This window comes from Neolewinella xylanilytica (assembly GCF_002934605.1).
Classification (GTDB): domain Bacteria; phylum Bacteroidota; class Bacteroidia; order Chitinophagales; family Saprospiraceae; genus Neolewinella; species Neolewinella xylanilytica.
This window is the reverse complement of the sequence record NZ_PTJC01000005.1, coordinates 1,333,020-1,349,457: the sequence shown is the minus strand read 5'-3', so window position 1 is coordinate 1,349,457 and position 16,438 is coordinate 1,333,020. Positions and strand designations below refer to the sequence as shown.

Annotated in this window: 13 protein-coding genes; 8 read left to right on the top strand and 5 right to left on the bottom strand. The window is 57.6% G+C overall.

Annotation, left to right across the window (positions count from 1 at the left end; all coding sequences use genetic code 11):
- The first annotated feature begins 73 nt into the window (after positions 1-73).
- The 5 genes from porU2 (at position 74) to CLV84_RS05305 (ending at position 8,529) form a co-directional block, all read left to right on the top strand.
- The gene (gene porU2 / locus CLV84_RS05325; protein ID WP_146088721.1) at positions 74-5,095 is read left to right on the top strand and encodes a putative type IX secretion system sortase PorU2; all 5,022 of its coding nucleotides are present in this window, start codon (positions 74-76) and stop codon (positions 5,093-5,095) included.
- 88 nt (positions 5,096-5,183) lie between these two features.
- Positions 5,184-5,828, top strand: a complete 645-nt coding sequence (locus CLV84_RS05320) for a hypothetical protein (protein WP_104418692.1) — start codon at positions 5,184-5,186, stop codon at positions 5,826-5,828.
- A 71-nt stretch (positions 5,829-5,899) separates the two neighbouring features.
- Positions 5,900-7,090, top strand: coding sequence for an aminofutalosine synthase MqnE (gene mqnE / locus CLV84_RS05315; RefSeq protein WP_104418691.1), 1,191 nt, complete (start codon positions 5,900-5,902; stop codon positions 7,088-7,090).
- 39 nt (positions 7,091-7,129) lie between these two features.
- Positions 7,130-7,771, top strand: a complete 642-nt coding sequence (locus tag CLV84_RS05310) for a histidine phosphatase family protein (RefSeq protein ID WP_104418690.1) — start codon at positions 7,130-7,132, stop codon at positions 7,769-7,771.
- Complete coding sequence (locus tag CLV84_RS05305) at positions 7,765-8,529, top strand: menaquinone biosynthetic enzyme MqnA/MqnD family protein (protein ID WP_104418689.1); 765 nt, start codon at positions 7,765-7,767, stop codon at positions 8,527-8,529. The genes CLV84_RS05310 and CLV84_RS05305 overlap by 7 nt, the downstream gene beginning before the upstream one ends.
- A 9-nt stretch (positions 8,530-8,538) precedes the next feature.
- Here the strand turns inward: CLV84_RS05305 and CLV84_RS05300 are convergent, their stop codons facing one another.
- The 4 genes from CLV84_RS05300 to CLV84_RS05285 form a co-directional block, all read right to left on the bottom strand.
- The gene (locus tag CLV84_RS05300; RefSeq protein ID WP_104418688.1) at positions 8,539-10,503 is read right to left on the bottom strand and encodes a M56 family metallopeptidase; all 1,965 of its coding nucleotides are present in this window, start codon (positions 10,501-10,503) and stop codon (positions 8,539-8,541) included.
- Entirely contained in the window at positions 10,490-10,885 is a 396-nt protein-coding gene (locus CLV84_RS05295) for a BlaI/MecI/CopY family transcriptional regulator (RefSeq protein WP_104418687.1), read from the bottom strand. The genes CLV84_RS05300 and CLV84_RS05295 overlap by 14 nt, the downstream gene beginning before the upstream one ends.
- A 138-nt stretch (positions 10,886-11,023) precedes the next feature.
- Positions 11,024-12,085, bottom strand: coding sequence for a sensor histidine kinase (locus tag CLV84_RS05290; protein ID WP_104418686.1), 1,062 nt, complete (start codon positions 12,083-12,085; stop codon positions 11,024-11,026).
- Positions 12,075-12,764: a response regulator transcription factor gene (locus tag CLV84_RS05285; protein ID WP_104418685.1), complete on the bottom strand. Its 690-nt coding sequence runs from the start codon at positions 12,762-12,764 to the stop codon at positions 12,075-12,077. Before CLV84_RS05285 ends, CLV84_RS05290 begins: the two co-directional genes overlap by 11 nt.
- An 89-nt stretch (positions 12,765-12,853) precedes the next feature.
- Between CLV84_RS05285 and CLV84_RS05280 the strand changes: the two genes are divergently transcribed.
- The 3 genes from CLV84_RS05280 (at position 12,854) to dnaX (ending at position 15,529) form a co-directional block, all read left to right on the top strand.
- Complete coding sequence (locus CLV84_RS05280; RefSeq protein ID WP_104418684.1) at positions 12,854-13,360, top strand: SixA phosphatase family protein; 507 nt, start codon at positions 12,854-12,856, stop codon at positions 13,358-13,360.
- A complete protein-coding gene (locus CLV84_RS05275) occupies positions 13,357-13,677 on the top strand; it encodes a hypothetical protein (RefSeq protein ID WP_104418683.1) in 321 nt (106 codons plus the stop codon). Before CLV84_RS05280 ends, CLV84_RS05275 begins: the two co-directional genes overlap by 4 nt.
- Before the next feature lie 124 nt (positions 13,678-13,801).
- Positions 13,802-15,529: a DNA polymerase III subunit gamma/tau gene (gene dnaX / locus CLV84_RS05270; RefSeq protein WP_104418682.1), complete on the top strand. Its 1,728-nt coding sequence runs from the start codon at positions 13,802-13,804 to the stop codon at positions 15,527-15,529.
- Between the two features lie 195 nt (positions 15,530-15,724).
- Here dnaX and CLV84_RS05265 read toward each other — a convergent pair whose 3' ends face one another.
- Entirely contained in the window at positions 15,725-16,423 is a 699-nt protein-coding gene (locus CLV84_RS05265) for a TVP38/TMEM64 family protein (RefSeq protein WP_104418681.1), read from the bottom strand.
- Positions 16,424-16,438 lie beyond the last annotated feature (15 nt).

Genomic DNA, 16,438 nt, shown 5'->3' with positions numbered 1-16,438 from the left:
GAGACGGGGGCGTTACCTTTAAAGTTGGTTTTCGCGAACCCCCTTCCGGCTTGTGTCGGAACAACCACTGCCTATGTCTCGCACCTTTACGATTTTCCTTTTCACCCTTGCTTGTCCCCTGGCTATAGTAGCGCAAATGGCCACCGAATCCGGCGTGCGCTACGGCAACGAATGGTACGGTGCGGGAAGCAGTCACCTCCGTTTGGACGTAGCCCAGGACGGCTTTTACCGGGTGACCGCGGAACTGATCGCCGGGTCGGGACTAATCGAGTCGACGGCGGATTTGGAGCGCCTGCAGCTCTACCACCGGGGGGAGCCCGTCCCGATCGACGTAATTGACGGGGAGGTCCTTTTCTATGGAGAGCGTGCTCGCAGCGAAATGGACAAATACCTTTTCGAGTTCGGGGAAGATATGCTCCTCAACACCGAGTATGGGATGTATACCGATACGTCGGCGTACTACCTTGGTTTGGCTGCATCTCCAGATGAGGTATTGCGGTACCGCCCGGCCACGGATCCGACGGGCGGTCCTACCAATTCGACCATTTACCGGACCACGGAGAAGGTATACGGAAAGTCGCAGAGTAAATTTTTCCGACGCACGGCCGGCCTGAGCGTCTATTTTTCGCATTACGAGTGGAATGAGGGGTACGGTTCCCTGCGCAGCAACGATCTGCTCTCTAGTAATGGCAGCACAGTTACCGGCGAAAAACTGGCGCTTCCGGAAGCGGTGAGTGGCCAGGCTGCGCTGTCGCTTCGGTTCGGACTTGCCTTCGGAGACGCTCACTCCCAACTCATCACGGTCAACAACCAAGCACTAGCTACCATCAACGCGGGGGATGAATGGAGTTTGCACGATACCACCCTATCGTTCGCGCTCACTACCAACCAGGCGTCGTTTTCGATCGCGGGGCAGGCCGGCCCGCAGGACAAAGCCAATTTAGCCTTCGTTTCGGTTACCTATCCGGCCCGGGCGGTGGGTACGGCGAATTTTCTTTCGTTCACCCTGCCGGCCGGGCCGTCCCAAACGCTGGAGTTTACTAGTGGTGTCAACGCAGGAAGCCGGCTCTACGACCCGGCTTCCGCGACGGTGTACCCCATCTTGGGCGGTCAGTTTCAGTTGTCCGCCGCTGTTGCAGAACGCCGGTTTGTTTTACTCAACGAAGCCTGGTCGCCAGCGGCAAGCCAACTGGTGACGCTTACGGATTTACTGCCTCCGCCGCAAACCGATTACCTGATTATAACGAGTCGCCGGTTGGCGGGCCCCGAACTGGACGCAATGGCCGACTACCGCGAAAGCTCGGTGGGAGGCAATTACACTGTACATACGGTCTACGTGGAAGACCTCTACGATGCCTTCGGTTACGGCTTACGGCGCCACCCCCAGGCCATTCGCAACTACCTCTACGCCGCGCAGCAGGTAGCTCCGCAGCTGAATTACTTATTTCTGGTGGGTAAAGGCAGAGAGTACACGGCCCTGCGGGACCGCGCCGACCTCGAAGCGGCATGGAGTACCTTCTTCGTGCCGGGATTTGGATTTCCCGCTTCGGATAATTTGATGTCGGCCGACCTGGGCAATCCCCTGCCCAAGCTGGCGACGGGCCGCCTGGCTGCCATCAACCGGGAAGAAATCGGCATTTACGTCCGCAAGCTTCAGGAAGTCGAACGTCAGATCTACGAGGTCGACCAAACCATCGACGACGCAGCTTGGATGAAGCAGGCCCTGTTCCTGGGCGGCGGCACCACCGCCGGCGAACAGAGCGCGATCCGGTACAATCTGGCCACGATGGAGAACATCTTCGAAAACAGCTTTCTGGGAGGGAGCGTAACGAGCGTATTTAAAACGAACAGTGAACCCATCGAAGAGGCCCGCCAGGACATCATCTTCAACCGGATCAACCAGGGAGTATCCTTACTCACCTTTTACGGACATTCCAGCAGCCAGGGATTTGATTTCAATATCGATAACCCCGAAAACTATAATAATCAGAATAAGTATCCCTTCATGCTCAGCCTAGGATGCTACAGCGGCGACGCGTTCACCGAAGCCAGGAGCATTAGCGAACGATTTATATTCCTACCGGAGGGGGGAGCGATTACCTACGCCGCCTCAAAGGGCCTGGGGTACATCAGCGCCCTGGGAACTTACGGTCGTAGCATCTTTACGAACCTTTCCGGGCCTTACTATGGAGACGGTGTTGGTGACGTGCTGCGGGCAACGATCGATGAATTCGCCGGGACGAGTAATTTCACCTTGGGTATATTAATGGAACAGTTCACGCTCAGTGGTGATCCCGCATTCCGGCTCCATCCCCGCCCGGGCCCGGACCTGGTCATCGATCCTGCTACGGTTAAATTCGTGCCGGAAGTGATCCCCGCTCAGGACAGCACGTTTACCGTCAACCTGAAGGTGATTAATTTAGGAACCCACGCGGAAGGTCTTCCCGACAGCGTGCTGATCAACGTTCGGCAAGAATTGCCCACCGGTGAAATCCGTGATTTGGCACGGTTACCGGTTCCGGTCCCGTTTTACGAGGAGTTCGTAGCGCTTGAAGTACCCAACCTGGGTATCGAGGCCGTAGGAAACAACCGACTGCTCCTGACCATCGATGCGGCGGGTGCCATCGCCGAACTGCCCACCGGCAGCGCGGAAAGCAACAACGACGTCGTCATTGGCGGGCGACCCGGTGTACCGTTTACCATCATCGCCAATACGGCGAAAGTAGCTTTCCCCCCGCCCTTTGCAGTGGTGGGGCCTGGGGTGCAGCTGGTGGCGGGCACCTCCGATCCGCTGGCGCCGGAAAGAAAGTACGCCGTACAAGTATCACTCGAGGCTGATTTTTCTATCCCCTTGGTCAATGAAGAGATCACCGCTGCGGGTGGCATTATCCGGTATGCCCCTTCCCTTTCTTTCCAGGATAGCACGACCTACTACTGGCGCATCAGTCCAGACAGTAGTCTAACAGTCGGACAGGGGTACCTCTGGAGCGAAAGTAGCTTTACCTATCTCGCTGCGCGAGTGTCCGACGATATCGGGTATGCACTCCAACACCCGGGGCAGCTCAGTCAGGGCGAAGCGCAAAACATTCAGGTATTTGAAAAAAATCCGGTATGGGCTTTCAAACAAAATGTAAATTATATAGAGATCTCCAACGGCATCTATAAATCCGGAAGTATGCCTGAGTTTAGAAAAAATGACAATCGATTTGTATCTCCATTTCCATGGAAGATCCGGGCCGGAATACAGATAATTGTAGTTGACAGTACGAATAACAGGAAATGGTTTAGTTCGCCAGGTGACGGCTCCTACAATTCAGCCCGCGGAGTAGCAGATCCCTGGTCTTTCGATACCCGAACCGCCGCAGGTCGTTCCGGCATGATGCAGTTTTTGGAAGAGTACGTACAGGATGGCCAGTACGTCTTCGTCTACAGTGCGCAACGGGGCGAGGATATCGAATATCATACGTCCGACTGGCTAGCCGATTCAACAGCTTTCGGTCGTACCATCTACGGCGTGCTGGAAGCGGAAGGTGCCGAGCAAATCCGCCTGCTCGAAACCCTGGGTTCCGTGCCCTACACCTTCATGTTTCAAAAAGGAATAGGCGCGCTCGGCGAAGCGGTCGGCGACAGTCAGGACGCAGAGACCCACGTGCGCGTAGCGATCCGTGAGAACTGGGACAACGGAACCTACACCACGCCGGAAGTAGGCCCCGCCCTAAGCTGGAAGGAGATGCGCCTGCAATTTCGACCGGATAACATACAACAACAGGACAGCTGCCACCTTAAACTTTTTGGCCAGTTAGCCACCGGCGAATGGGACCTCCTTCAGGATCAACCGCTTTCCATTCGTGACCAATTGGAATTCACCCTAAGTCTGTCCGACTACGATGCAACGACCTACCAGCACCTAAAAGCTGAACTGTCCTTTTTCGACGAGGTGCTGCGGACTTCCGCTACCCTGGATGAACTGTACATCGATTACCAACGCCCCGGTGACGTAGCGATCAGCCCCGCAGTCGCCTACTCCGTACCCGACACCCTCGCTCAGGGTGAAGTGGCGAAGATGGAAATCGGCTACGAAAACCTCTCTCCCATTCCGATGGATAGCCTGCTCATCGAACTGAGCGTGCTGGATGAAACCAACCGGGTAACGCGCATTTTCCGGAGGCGCCCCCCGCTGGCCGGTAACGGACGGGACACGGTACAGTTTTCCCTGCCCACCACCTCGATTAATTCCGGCTTGCGGGTACAGCTGCTGCTCAACCCCAGTGCGGATCAACCCGAGGAAATTCTCTTTAATAATTTCCTCACTACCGATCTAGGCATCAGTACCGACCTGGTGGATCCGGATCTCAAGGTCTATTTCGACGGGCGCAGGATCAACAACGGGGAATTGGTGAGCTCCAAACCCGAAATACTTATTCAGCTGCGGGACGAAAACACCTTCCGCCGCCTAGACGACTCCTCCGCCTACGAAATCGAACTGGTCTACCCCGGACAGGGCAACAGCGGTGAAAGAATCCGCATGTCGGACGAGCGCGTCGAGTACGTCCCCGCCCCCGGTACCGGCGATAATATGGCCGAAATTTACTTCCGCCCCGAACTGCCGGTGGATGGCACCTACCGCATCAAGGTACAGGCCAAGGACCGCTCGAATAACAAATCCGGCCTGTTCGACTACGAGCAAGAATTCGAAGTGCTCAACGAACAACTGATTACCAACGTACTCACCTACCCGAATCCGTTTACGACCCAGACCCGCTTCGTGTATACCCTCACGGGCAGCGAAGCACCGGAGGTTTTTCGCATCCAGATCATGACGGTCTCCGGCCGGGTAGTACGGGATATCGACCTGCTAGCCCACGAAACCATCAAGATCGGCACCCACCAGACCGCTTACAGCTGGGACGGCACCGATGAATACGGCGACCAACTAGCCAACGGTGTCTACCTCTACCGGGTGATCACCGCGGATGAAACCGGTAGTCCGCTTCAATCCCACCAGGACTCCGGCAACCAGGAATTCCGGGCCACTCACGCTGTCACCGATCAGTACTTCAAGAATGGCTTAGGGAAGGTGGTCATCCTGCGCTAATTCAATAGCGATCCCCAAGGGCGGACCATTTTCTCCATACCCGTATTCCCAACCATCGAAAAATCAGGATCTCCCTACCTTAGACCATATGCGACTCTCCCGCTCGGTTCGGTCTTCTATGCTGCTCCTCGTCCTTACCGGACTGGGACAGCGAACAACCGGCCAGTCCTTTATCCAACAACTAGCTCGGGAAGTCTGCAACTGCATCAGTGCCGAAGAACTGGTCTATCCCGGCATTCAAGCCGACCGCTGCGTGGAAACGGTGGTTAATGCCCACCCTCGGCAAATCCGTGCCGAACTCCAGTTGTCCGTACGGAAGGAAGACGATCGCCGCCAACTGGTAGCGTTGCTGATCGACCCCCTTGCCGATAGCTGCGAGGCGCTTAAGGCGCTATCGGCCGACAAGCAGGACCGGAAACTCCGCTACACCGATATCCCGCTGGCCCGCAGCAACCGCTCGCCGGCGGAAAAGCATCCTCCGGCCGATCCCCGGTCGACGATCACTGCGGAGGCCCCGGAGCTGTTCAGCATCTCGGGCGTTATCCTGGCACTTTCCGGGGAGCAATTGGAACTGCGGACCGATGACAACCGCACGTACGTTCTACAAATTACGGACCGCCACCAACGACGGCGCCTCGACCTGGAGACGGGGAAGCACCGCACAGTCGTCTATCGCCTCCACTGGCAAATCGACCCCGGTGCCGTGGTCCGCATACTGGAGGACGTTAAATAGCCGAATTATTTCTTTCAGAAAAAACTGAAAGTTGTTGCGGTTGTTGTACCTAGAATCGCTAACCCCACCGGATGATTTCTCCCGCCCCCCTCCAGACCCTGCTTCGTGATTCCCGATTGGCTCCGCACCTGCGCGCCGTCGCCCAAAAAGTAGCGCAGGGCGAGCGCATTACGGAGGCAGAAGGGCTGTTGCTTTACGAGGAAGCCCCCCTGGGTTTTCTCGGTACGCTGGCGAATCACGTCCGCGAGCAGAAGCACGGCGACAACACCTACTTCAACCGCAATTTTCACATCGAGCCGACCAACGTCTGCCTCTACACCTGTACGTTCTGTAGCTACAGTCGCCGGATCAAAAAGCGGGAAGACGGCTGGGAGTACACCATCGAGGACATGCTGGACATCGTACGCAAGTACGACGGCCAGCCCGTGACCGAAGTACACATCGTCGGGGGGGTGCTGCCGCAGTACGACGTGCCCTTCTACACCGAGCTTTTCCAGCGGATCCACGCCCACCGGCCCGACCTCCACATCAAGGCCCTGACGCCGGTGGAGTACCACTACATCTTCAAGAAAGCCAAGATCAGCTACGAAGAGGGCATGCGGCTGATGCAGGAGGCCGGCCTGCAAAGTATGCCCGGCGGCGGTGCCGAAATATTCGCTCCGGAGATCCGTGACCAGATCGCCGGAGGGAAATGTAGCGGCGAGGAGTGGCTGCGCATCCATGAAATCTGGCACGAACTGGGCGGTCGCTCCAACGCCACCATGCTCTACGGCCACATCGAGGAATACCACCACCGGGTCGATCACCTGGAAAAACTGCGGGCGCTGCAGGATAAAACCGGTGGCTTCCAGACCTACATCCCGCTCAAGTTCCGCAACGAGAACAACGAGCTGAGCCACCTCCCGGAGGTCAGCGTGATCGAAGACCTGCGCAACTACGCGATCGGCCGCATTTACCTCGACAACTTCGACCACGTGAAAGCCTACTGGCCCATGATCGGTCGCACCACCGCCCAACTGAGCCTCGCCTTCGGGGTCAATGACATCGATGGTACGATCGACGACACCACCCGGATCTATTCCATGGCCGGGGGAGAAAAACACCCGGCCATGAGTACCGAGGACCTGGTAAAAATGATCCGCTCCGTCGGTCGCCGGCCCATCGAACGCGATACGCTATACGGCGTCATTAAAGATTATACGGACGCGGAGTTTGCCGACGATAAGGCGTACCGGGGCTATACTTCCCTACCCGTAGTGTAAGCTCCCCCGAACTTTCTCACCGTACAAGCAGCTACTGCCATGAAAAATCCCAAAACCATTTACATCGTCCGTCACGGAGAAACCGACTTTAACCTTCGCGGCATCGTACAGGGTAGCGGGGTAGATTCCAGTCTTAACGATACGGGCCGCGCCCAGGCCCGTCACTTTTACGAGCGCTACCGTGCGGAGCCCTTCGAACTGGTTATCACTAGCGGCCTGAAGCGTACCTGGGAAACCGTATCCCACTTTATCGACGGGGGCTTACCCTGGGAAAAGCACGTAACGATCAACGAGATGTGCTGGGGCAGCCACGAGGGCAAGCTTGGCACCCCCGAAAGCATCGCCGAGTACCAACAAATCAAGGATGGCTGGGCTACCGGCGAGCTCGACGGACGAATCGGCGGCGGGGAAAGCGCCCGGGAAATGGGGGAACGCCTCCAGTCCTTCATCGATCACCTCCGCCAACGCCCCGAATCCAAGGTGCTGATCTGCAGCCACGGCCGGGCCATGTGCGGACTGGTCACCCTCATGATGGGACGCCCCCTGGGACGCATGAACGAATTGCGGCACAACAACCTCGGCCTCTGGGTGGCGGAACAACGGGAAGACGGCACCTTCGAGTTTCATCTCCAGAACGATCGAGATCACCTGCCCGAGCCAGTGAATAAAGAGCGATGGTAGGAACCAAACCCCGCATGGTGGCCGTCAGCTACCTCAACACCAAACCCTTGTTGTACGGGCTGCTGCGTAGTCCGATCAGCGACCGTATGGACATGGACCTCGCCATTCCGAGCGAATGCGCCCGCCGCCTGGTGGCCGGTGAAGCCGAGATCGGCCTGGTGCCGGTGGCCGTGCTACCGGAGCTTCCCGAGTACGAGATCATCAGCGATTACTGTATCGGCGCGGACGGCGCGGTGGCCACCGTTTGCATTTACGGCGACGTTCCCCTGCGGGAAATGACCCACGTTTACCTCGACCACCACAGCCGCACCTCCGTGCTGCTCGCCCGGCTGTTGCTCGAGGAATACTGGCGGCACCCCGTGACCTTGCTGGATGCCCGCGAAGGGTACATCGAGCACATCAACGGTACGATCGGAGGGCTGGTGATCGGCGACCGGACAATCGGACTGGACAAACGGTTCCGCTACGTTTACGACCTCGGCTCGGCCTGGAAAGAGCATACCGGGCTGCCCTTCGTGTTTGCTGCCTGGGTGACTACCTCGCCGGACCTATCCCCGAAATTCATAGCGGAGTTCAACGCCGCCCTCCGGGAGGGGCTGGATCATTTACCCCAACTGCAGCTGCTGCTGCCTTCCCCTACCCCCGATTTTGACCTGACCCACTACTACACCCACCATATCGATTATCATTTGGATGTGGGTAAGCGGCAGGCGCTGCGGCGGTTTCTCAGCTACATTACCGCCAGCGTATCGGTCTAGTGCTCCGGCTCACTCGAGGGAGCTACCGGGGCCGTATTCGTAGGTGTAAATCCTCGCCGGACTGCTAGTTGCGGAGGGAGCGGTTGGCGGACAGGGAAGCATACGAGAGTTGGGTAGCGGAACGGCGGAAGCGTCGATCGATGCTCCTCCTTCGAGCGGTCGCCAGGCAATGGCTCCGTCATCGGAATGGACTTGCAGGCCAAGAGGGGCGTGCCGCCGCTGTTGTAAAGCCTCCCGGGTGTGTCGGGCGTGCGCCAGTACCTGGTTGCGGGCGGCACGAACCTGGTCCAGCATGGCTTCCCCGCGAACATCTTGTCGATCACGGAGCTGCTGCTTCCGTTCTTCCAGCTGCTCAAGGGCTTTTTGCAGTACTTTTTCCCGTTCCCGTAGCTCGTCCAGATCGTCTATCCGGTCGATGTTCTCGAGGCGGTGTCGGAAGATGTGCAGCCCGTCCAGCGAGCGGGTGTAGACGCTGTCCATGAGCTCCAGATCCTTATCAAGGAAGATCTCCCCGTCCAGGCCGTCAAACTGTAGGGATTCAAAGTGCTTTCCGAGCGAATCGAGGTTGAGTTGCAGCTTTAAAAACCGGTCCTGTAGGGCTTCCGTGGGAAAATCAAAATCGAAATTCAGGTCGATCCCGTCGAGCGCGGAGAGGCTTCGGTAAATCAGGACGGAATCGGAAAATCGATGATGCAGGGGCTCGTATAGGATTACCGTGTCATTGCGCGACATCCGGTACGGCCGCTGAATACCGAGCAGTTCCTCGGCCTGTTCCTCGTACTGTGGAAACGCTTGCTCGGGGATGCGTTCTCCGTCCAGTTCCAGTTCCGTGATTTTTCCGTCTTCGACGCGTAGCCGGGTGGTTTTACCGTCGGAAATCTTCGTCACCTGGTGGGTGCCTTGGGGGAGCGTATCCACGGCGGTTGCCGCGTGTTGGGCGCCGGGCGCGGGTGCGGAGAAATTTCCGGAAAGGGATTCCGCACTGGCAGGGGTTTCAGCGGGTACATAGGCCGCGGTGGCCACCAGGACGATTACGGCTAACAGCGGCAGAAGGAGGAGTCGGCTTTTCATTTTATAACTTATTTCTTGGTGATTGACAAAGCGGCGGACCCGGGACAGCAGGCCTCCGCCGTCGGTAAGGGAGAGCGTGGCCGGAGACTCGGAATGGGCGGCGCTGAAATAGAGCAGCGCGCGGGCGTACGGCAGCCGCCCCGGCCCGTGTTCGAGCACCAGATCGTCACAGCAGTGTTCCCGTTCTTCCCGGATGCGGGCGCCGATCCAGTGTACGGCGGGGTGGTAGTAGAAAACCACCTCGATGAGGCACTGCAACAGATTGAACCAGTGATCGTAGCGGTAAAGGTGGGCCAGCTCGTGCAGGATAACGGTTTCGCTTTCCTCGGTGGAGAGCCGGTTGACCATCGCGACCGGAAACAGCAGCACGGGTTTTAGGTGTCCGACCAGCATCGGGGTATCGACCAGGCGGCTCGCCCACAGGCGTAAGCGGCCGGAATAGCCCATTCGCAGCGCGAGCGTGCGCACCTGGCAGGCGAAACCTTCGGTGACCGGCGTCACCGCCCGAGACTGCATGCGCCTGCTCTGCCAGAGTGAAACGGATAGCCGCAGGGTACCGACCAGCATACCGAGCAACCAACAGGAAACCAGGGCACCCATCCAGAAATCAGGGGTATACAACAGGTGCCGGGTGACGGCTCCGGGCGGAGCGGCAGCTACGAAATCGATCACCGCTTGTTTCACCGTTGCTTCGAGGTGGGGGTTCGGAGCGCGGTAATACAGTAAGGTAATGACGGATAAACTACACTGAACCAGCAGCGTCGCGTAGGCCAGACCGTAACGGGCACGGGCGGTCAGCCGTTGGTTCCGACTAACCAGCCAAAGAAGCCCGGCGAGCAGGGTGGCCTGCCAGAGGGAGTGCAGGATGGTGGTGCCGAGCGCGGCGATATCACTCAGTACCATCTTGCTCCAGTTTTTCGATCAGCTTTTTTATCTCTTGCAGCTCGTCGGTAGTCGCATTTCCATCGCCGAGTGCCCGCAGAATGAGCTCGCTACGCGAACCGCCGAAGGCCCGGTCGACGAAACGACTCAGCAGGTTCCGCTGCGTTCGCTCCTGCGCCACCGCCGCGCTGTATACGTGACTTCGATTGCTCACGTCGCGGTCGACCAGGCCCTTTTCCGCCATGAGCTGCATGATCTTCAGGGTGGTCGTGTAGCCGATGGGCTTCTCCCCGTTACCGGAGGATTGGCGGTTGAGGACGTCGTTGACCTCCCGGACGGTGAGGGGGCCGGCTTCCCAGAGGACACCCAGGATGCTTAATTCGGATTCGGTAGGCGCGATCATGTACGAACTGTTTCGTACAAATATATACGAACTGCTTCGTAGTTGCAACTTCTCCGTCGACTTTATGTGCGTGCGGCCGAGCGGGAAGTAAACTACGGGAGGGATCGCGGCGGGGCATACCGGCGGGATCCGTGATGGTTACGCTTTTGCCAGGGTGATTCCGAAAGTGGAACCCATTCCGGGCGTACTGCGTACGTTGATGGTTTGCTGGTGGGCTTCCATGATGTGCTTGACGATGGAGAGACCAAGACCGCTGCCCCCCTTCTGGCGGCTGCGGCTTTTGTCCACCCGGTAAAAGCGATCGAAGACGTGGGGGAGGTGCTTTTCGGGGATACCGATGCCGTTATCCGCCACTTCGCAGAGGATGTAGGATTCCATGTCGTAGAATCCGAAGCGGGTGGCGCCGCCCTGATTGCCGTACTTAATGGAGTTGGAAACAAGGTTGACGAGTACCTGGCGGATGCTTTCCCGGTCGGCACTCACCATGAAGCCGATGTCGGCACCGCTCTTGAAGCCGAGGGTGATACCGGACTGGCGGCTTTTGAGGTCGAGCTCTTCGATGACTTCCTGGGCGAGCTCCTTGATATTGAACGGCTCGGGGTCGAACATGAGGTCACCACTTTCCAGGCGGCTGATGGCGCTGAGGTCTTCGACGATGGTTTGCAGCCGTTCCACGTTTTTGGCCGCCTTCTTAATGAAGGAGCGGGTGATCTTATTATCGTCGTAGCCGTGGTCCATAAGGGTATGGAGATACCCCTGGATATTAAAAATGGGGGTTTTAAGCTCGTGGCTGATATCGCCCACGTAGCGGCGGCGATACTCGGCGAAGCGCTCGTACTGATCGAGCTGCTCCTGTTGGCTTTCCGCCCAGTCGGCTACTTCCTGCTCGACGTCGTCGATGATGGGCTGGTCGAGGTCGACCCCTTCCTTTTTGATGTCGGTACTGACCTTCTGGCTGTGGATCGTCTTGTAGATTAGCTTGATCTTGCGGTAGATGTAGCGGTCGAGGGTAGCGAGTACGATGAGGTAACTGATCACGAAGATCGCCGGACCGCACAGCAGGATCAGCCACCAACTGAAGGGGACGAAGGGCAGTGCGAGAAAAAGCAGGAGCGCGCCTTCGAAGGCAACGGCGATAAAGAAGGCCGTACGGATGGCGATTTCCCGGGGGGTGCTATTCTTTAAGCTCTTAGAACTCAAACTTGTAGCCGATACCCTTGATGGTTTTGATATAGTGGTCGCCAAGTTTTTCCCTTAGTTTTCGAATGTGAACGTCGATGGTGCGGTTGCCCACGATGACATCGGTGCCCCAGACTTTGTTAAATATTTCCTCGCGGCTGAAGACTTTGCCCGGTTTGCCGGCCAGAAGGGTCAGCAGATCGAATTCCTTCTTCGCCAGATCGATGCGTTCCTCGCCGCGGCGGACGACGATCTGTTCGAGGTCGATCTCCAGGTCGCCGATCGAAATGGAACTGCTGTCCGCTTCGTCTTCCTGGCGGGCGTTGCGACGGAGCAGCGCCTTCACCCGGCTGATCAGGACCCGCGGCCGGATAGGCTTGGTGATGTAATCGTCGCCTCCCGTATCCAGGGCGGCGATCTGACTATAATCTTCCTCCCGGGCCGTCAAAAAGGTGATGATGGTATTATCGAATTTGGAATCCGCGCGGAGCTGGCGGCATACCTCGACGCCATCCATGATCGGCATCATAATGTCGAGCACGATCAAATCCGGCTGAAATTTGCGGGCTACGGCTAATCCTTCCTCTCCGTTACCGGCCGTGGCGACCTCAAATCCTTCCTTCAGGAGATTGAATTCCAGAATTTCCAGAATATCGGGTTCATCGTCGACCAGGAGTATCTTCGCCGCTGTTGCAGTCATTGGAACGTTATTATATAAGCTGCAAAATTAGGCTAAGCGTGTGGCTTCCACTTTAAGTCCGTGTTAACAGCAGGTAAAGCGATAGATGAATGAGTAAAGTAAAGACAATATACCTCGTGCGCCACGCGAAAAGCAGTTGGGCGGACCCCAGCCTGACCGATCACGACCGCCCGCTGAATTCCAGGGGTAAAAAAGATGCTCCGTACATGGCCGCTCGACTGGCAAAGTCCGGACTCAAAGTCGATGGCGTCGTCACCTCCAGCGCCAAGCGTGCCCGCCACACCGCCAAGGCCTTCATCGAGGCCTTCGGGCTAAGCAAGTCGCAGGTCATCAAGGAAAAAAAGCTGTACCACGCCGGCCCGAAAACCATCCAGAAAGTGGTCCAGGACTTACCGAAAGGCTGGGATACCGTACTCGTTTTCGGTCACAACCCGGGATTCACGGAAGCGGCCAACGCCATGCAAAACAATGACTTTATCGGCAACGTACCCACGGCGGGGATTATAGGCTGCGAGCTTAAAACGAAAAAGTGGTCGAAGTGGACCCTGGCGGATACCCGGCGAACGGCGTATTACTACCCTAAAGACGACCAATGAGGCTGCGGACCCTCCTGCTCCCTTTAGTATTAACTGCGGGCTGCGCGAATGTCATCCCCGGTCCCCCGCCCGTCGACGTCGATCGACTTGCGCAGACGATCGCTGAATTGCAGCTCGCCGAATCCTTGGTGACCGAGGTGCCGGTGATCATACGCGATTCGATGCAGACGGTCTATTATGAGTCCATACTGGCCGATCACGGCTTCACTCCGGAGGAATTTGATAGCGTGATGTGGATTATCCGTTCCGAGCCCATCTGGATTGACTCGGTTTATACCAAGGCCGGGGTGATCGTTTCCCGGGAAATGGTGGAGTAGCGGCTACACGTAAATAGAGACGCGCTTGGCGGGCGGTAGAGCGCATCGCTTTCGCGGTAGGGCACCCTGCTTTTGTGGTGGGTATAATGGGGTCCACCCGGGGCAAAATCGTATCTTCGCCCCGATGAGCAACTTCGTAGTCTCCGCCCGGAAATACCGTCCCGTCCGCTTCGATGAGGTGGTAGGGCAACGGCACGTTTCCCAGACGCTGAAGAATGCCCTGCAGACCGACCATCTGGCCCACGCTTTTCTCTTCTGCGGGCCGCGGGGGGTAGGTAAGACGACCTCCGCGCGCATTCTCGCCAAGGTGCTGAACTGTGAAAACCGCACGGCGGACTACGAGCCTTGCAACGTTTGTCCGAGCTGCGTAGCCTTCAACAACAACGCCAGCCTGAACATCACCGAGCTGGACGCGGCGAGTAACAACTCGGTGGACCACATTCGGGCGCTGACGGAGCAGGTACGCTTTCAGCCGCAGCATGGCGAATACAAGGTGTTTATCATCGATGAGGTCCACATGCTGTCGCAGCAGGCCTTCAACGCCTTCCTAAAAACGCTGGAGGAGCCTCCCCCCTACGCCATCTTCATCCTGGCCACGACGGAGAAGCACAAGATTATCCCGACGATCCTGTCCCGCTGCCAGATCTTCGACTTCAAGCGCATTCAGCCCAACGATATCATCGAGCACCTGCAGGGGATTTGCGCGCAGGAGGGCATCGTAGCGGACGAAGACGCCCTGCACATCATCGCGCAGAAGGCCGACGGGGCACTGCGGGACGCGTTGTCCATTTTCGACCGGATCGTGAGTTTCAGTGGAAAAACCATTACGTACGAGGCCGTCATCGAGAACCTGAACGTACTCGATTACGACTACTTCTTCCGGGCGGTTGACTACATCCTCACTGAGGATCGCTCGGGAATGCTGTTGCTTTTCGACGAGGTGCTGAAGGGGGGCTTCGACGAGGATCTTTTCCTCAACGGACTCGCGGCCCACGTCCGCGACCTCCTCGTTTGCAAGGATGCGGCTACGCTGCAACTGCTCGAGGTAGGCGATCGGCTACGGGAGCGATACCGGCAGCAAGCCGGTCTTGCCCCCGCCGACCTGTTGCTGACCGTACTGGACCTGGCCAACGACTGCGACCTGAACTATAAGCTGGCCCGCAACAAGCGACTGCACGTCGAAATGTCCCTGCTCCGCATGGTGAGCATTCGTCGGGCCTTCCGCAACGAGGCCCTGGTGGTGAGCGCTGGGGCCCCTACCGCGTCGGCTTTACCGGTTTCCGAGCCCATTGCACCCGCGCCCGCCGCCGAAAAAAAAAGTCCTGACGCGAGCGAGCCCCGCGAGCTAACTCCCGAAAGTCCCCCCCTCAAGGCACCCGCGCCGGTACTGGGATCCGCTTCCTTCGCCAGCGTCGATATGAGCAGCCTGATTGCCGAGGCCGAGGAGGAAATCGACCACGCGGCAGCCCCCGAGGAACTGCCCGAACTGGATGCCGAGCACCTGCGGGGCGCCTGGGACGTATTCCTGGCCGAGCAACAGGGCACCCCCCTGGCCGTCTTCCTGAAGCAGGCCCTACCCGTGCTACACGGCGAAGAGGAAGTCGTCGTGAAAGTGGGATCGGCCCGGGCCATCGCCTCGCTGCGAGACGACGACAGCCTCATCACCCACCTGCGCAAGACCTTCGAACGGCCGAACCTGGTGATGATCCTCGAGCACGACGAGAGTTTGAAACCCGTACAGGCCAAGGTTAAGAAACGGCTTTCGGCAAAGGATAAATACCTGCAAATGCGGGAGAAAAATCCGGCATTGGATGAGCTGCGGCGGCGGTTTGATTTGCGACCGGAGGAATAGTCTGTTGGTTCGTTAGTCTGTTAGTTCGTTAGTCTGTTAGTCTGTTAGTCGCCTTTGGGGGTTAGTCTGTTAGTCGGCTTCGCCGTTTTAGTCGCCTGCGGCGGTTAGTCATTTAGTCGCCTGCGGCGGGTAGTTTGATAGTCTTTTAGTTCTTTAGTCTTTTAGTGGGCTTCGCCCTTTAGTCGCTTGCGGCGATTAGTCTCTTTTGTTGGTAAAGTACTGGTAGGCCAGGTAGATGAGATACAGTCCGAGCCCGATACCGCCTACCCAGACTAGGATATTTTTGAGCTGCTCGATATCCTGGCTGAAGAAGGCGATGAGGACGGTGAGGGGGATGATGCCGGCCAGCGTGGCCAGAATGAACCGGACATAGCCCATTTTTAGCATGCCGGCTACGAAACTGATGGCGTCGTTACTGAGGAACGGGGCTAAGCGGAACAGCACGACGGCGCCGCTCCCATATTTGGTAACGGTTTCCGAGAGTTTCGCCTGGGATTTGTTGCCGACGAGCTTGGAGAGGCTTGCTTCGCTGAGCCCCATACCGATGGAATAGCCGATGGTACTGGCTACCGTGACCGCGACTACGGAAAGGAGGCCGCCCCACCACGGGCCGTAGGCCAGTACCGCGATGATCATCAGCAACCAGCTGGGCACTACGATAAGGAACATTTGCACGGTCATGATCAGGATTACAACCAGGGGGCCCCAAAATCCGAACTGCATTACGTATTCGGTGATGCGCTGGTTGTTGCCACTGCTCACAACGTCGTAAGCTTCCTGCACGCCCGATTGGAAGCCCGGAAAGATGAAATAGGAAGCTACTGATCCGACCAGGACCAAAGCGGAAACCGAATAGATAATGATCTGAAGTTTGCTCGTTTTTTCCTTGCTCATAATAGAAATATAGTG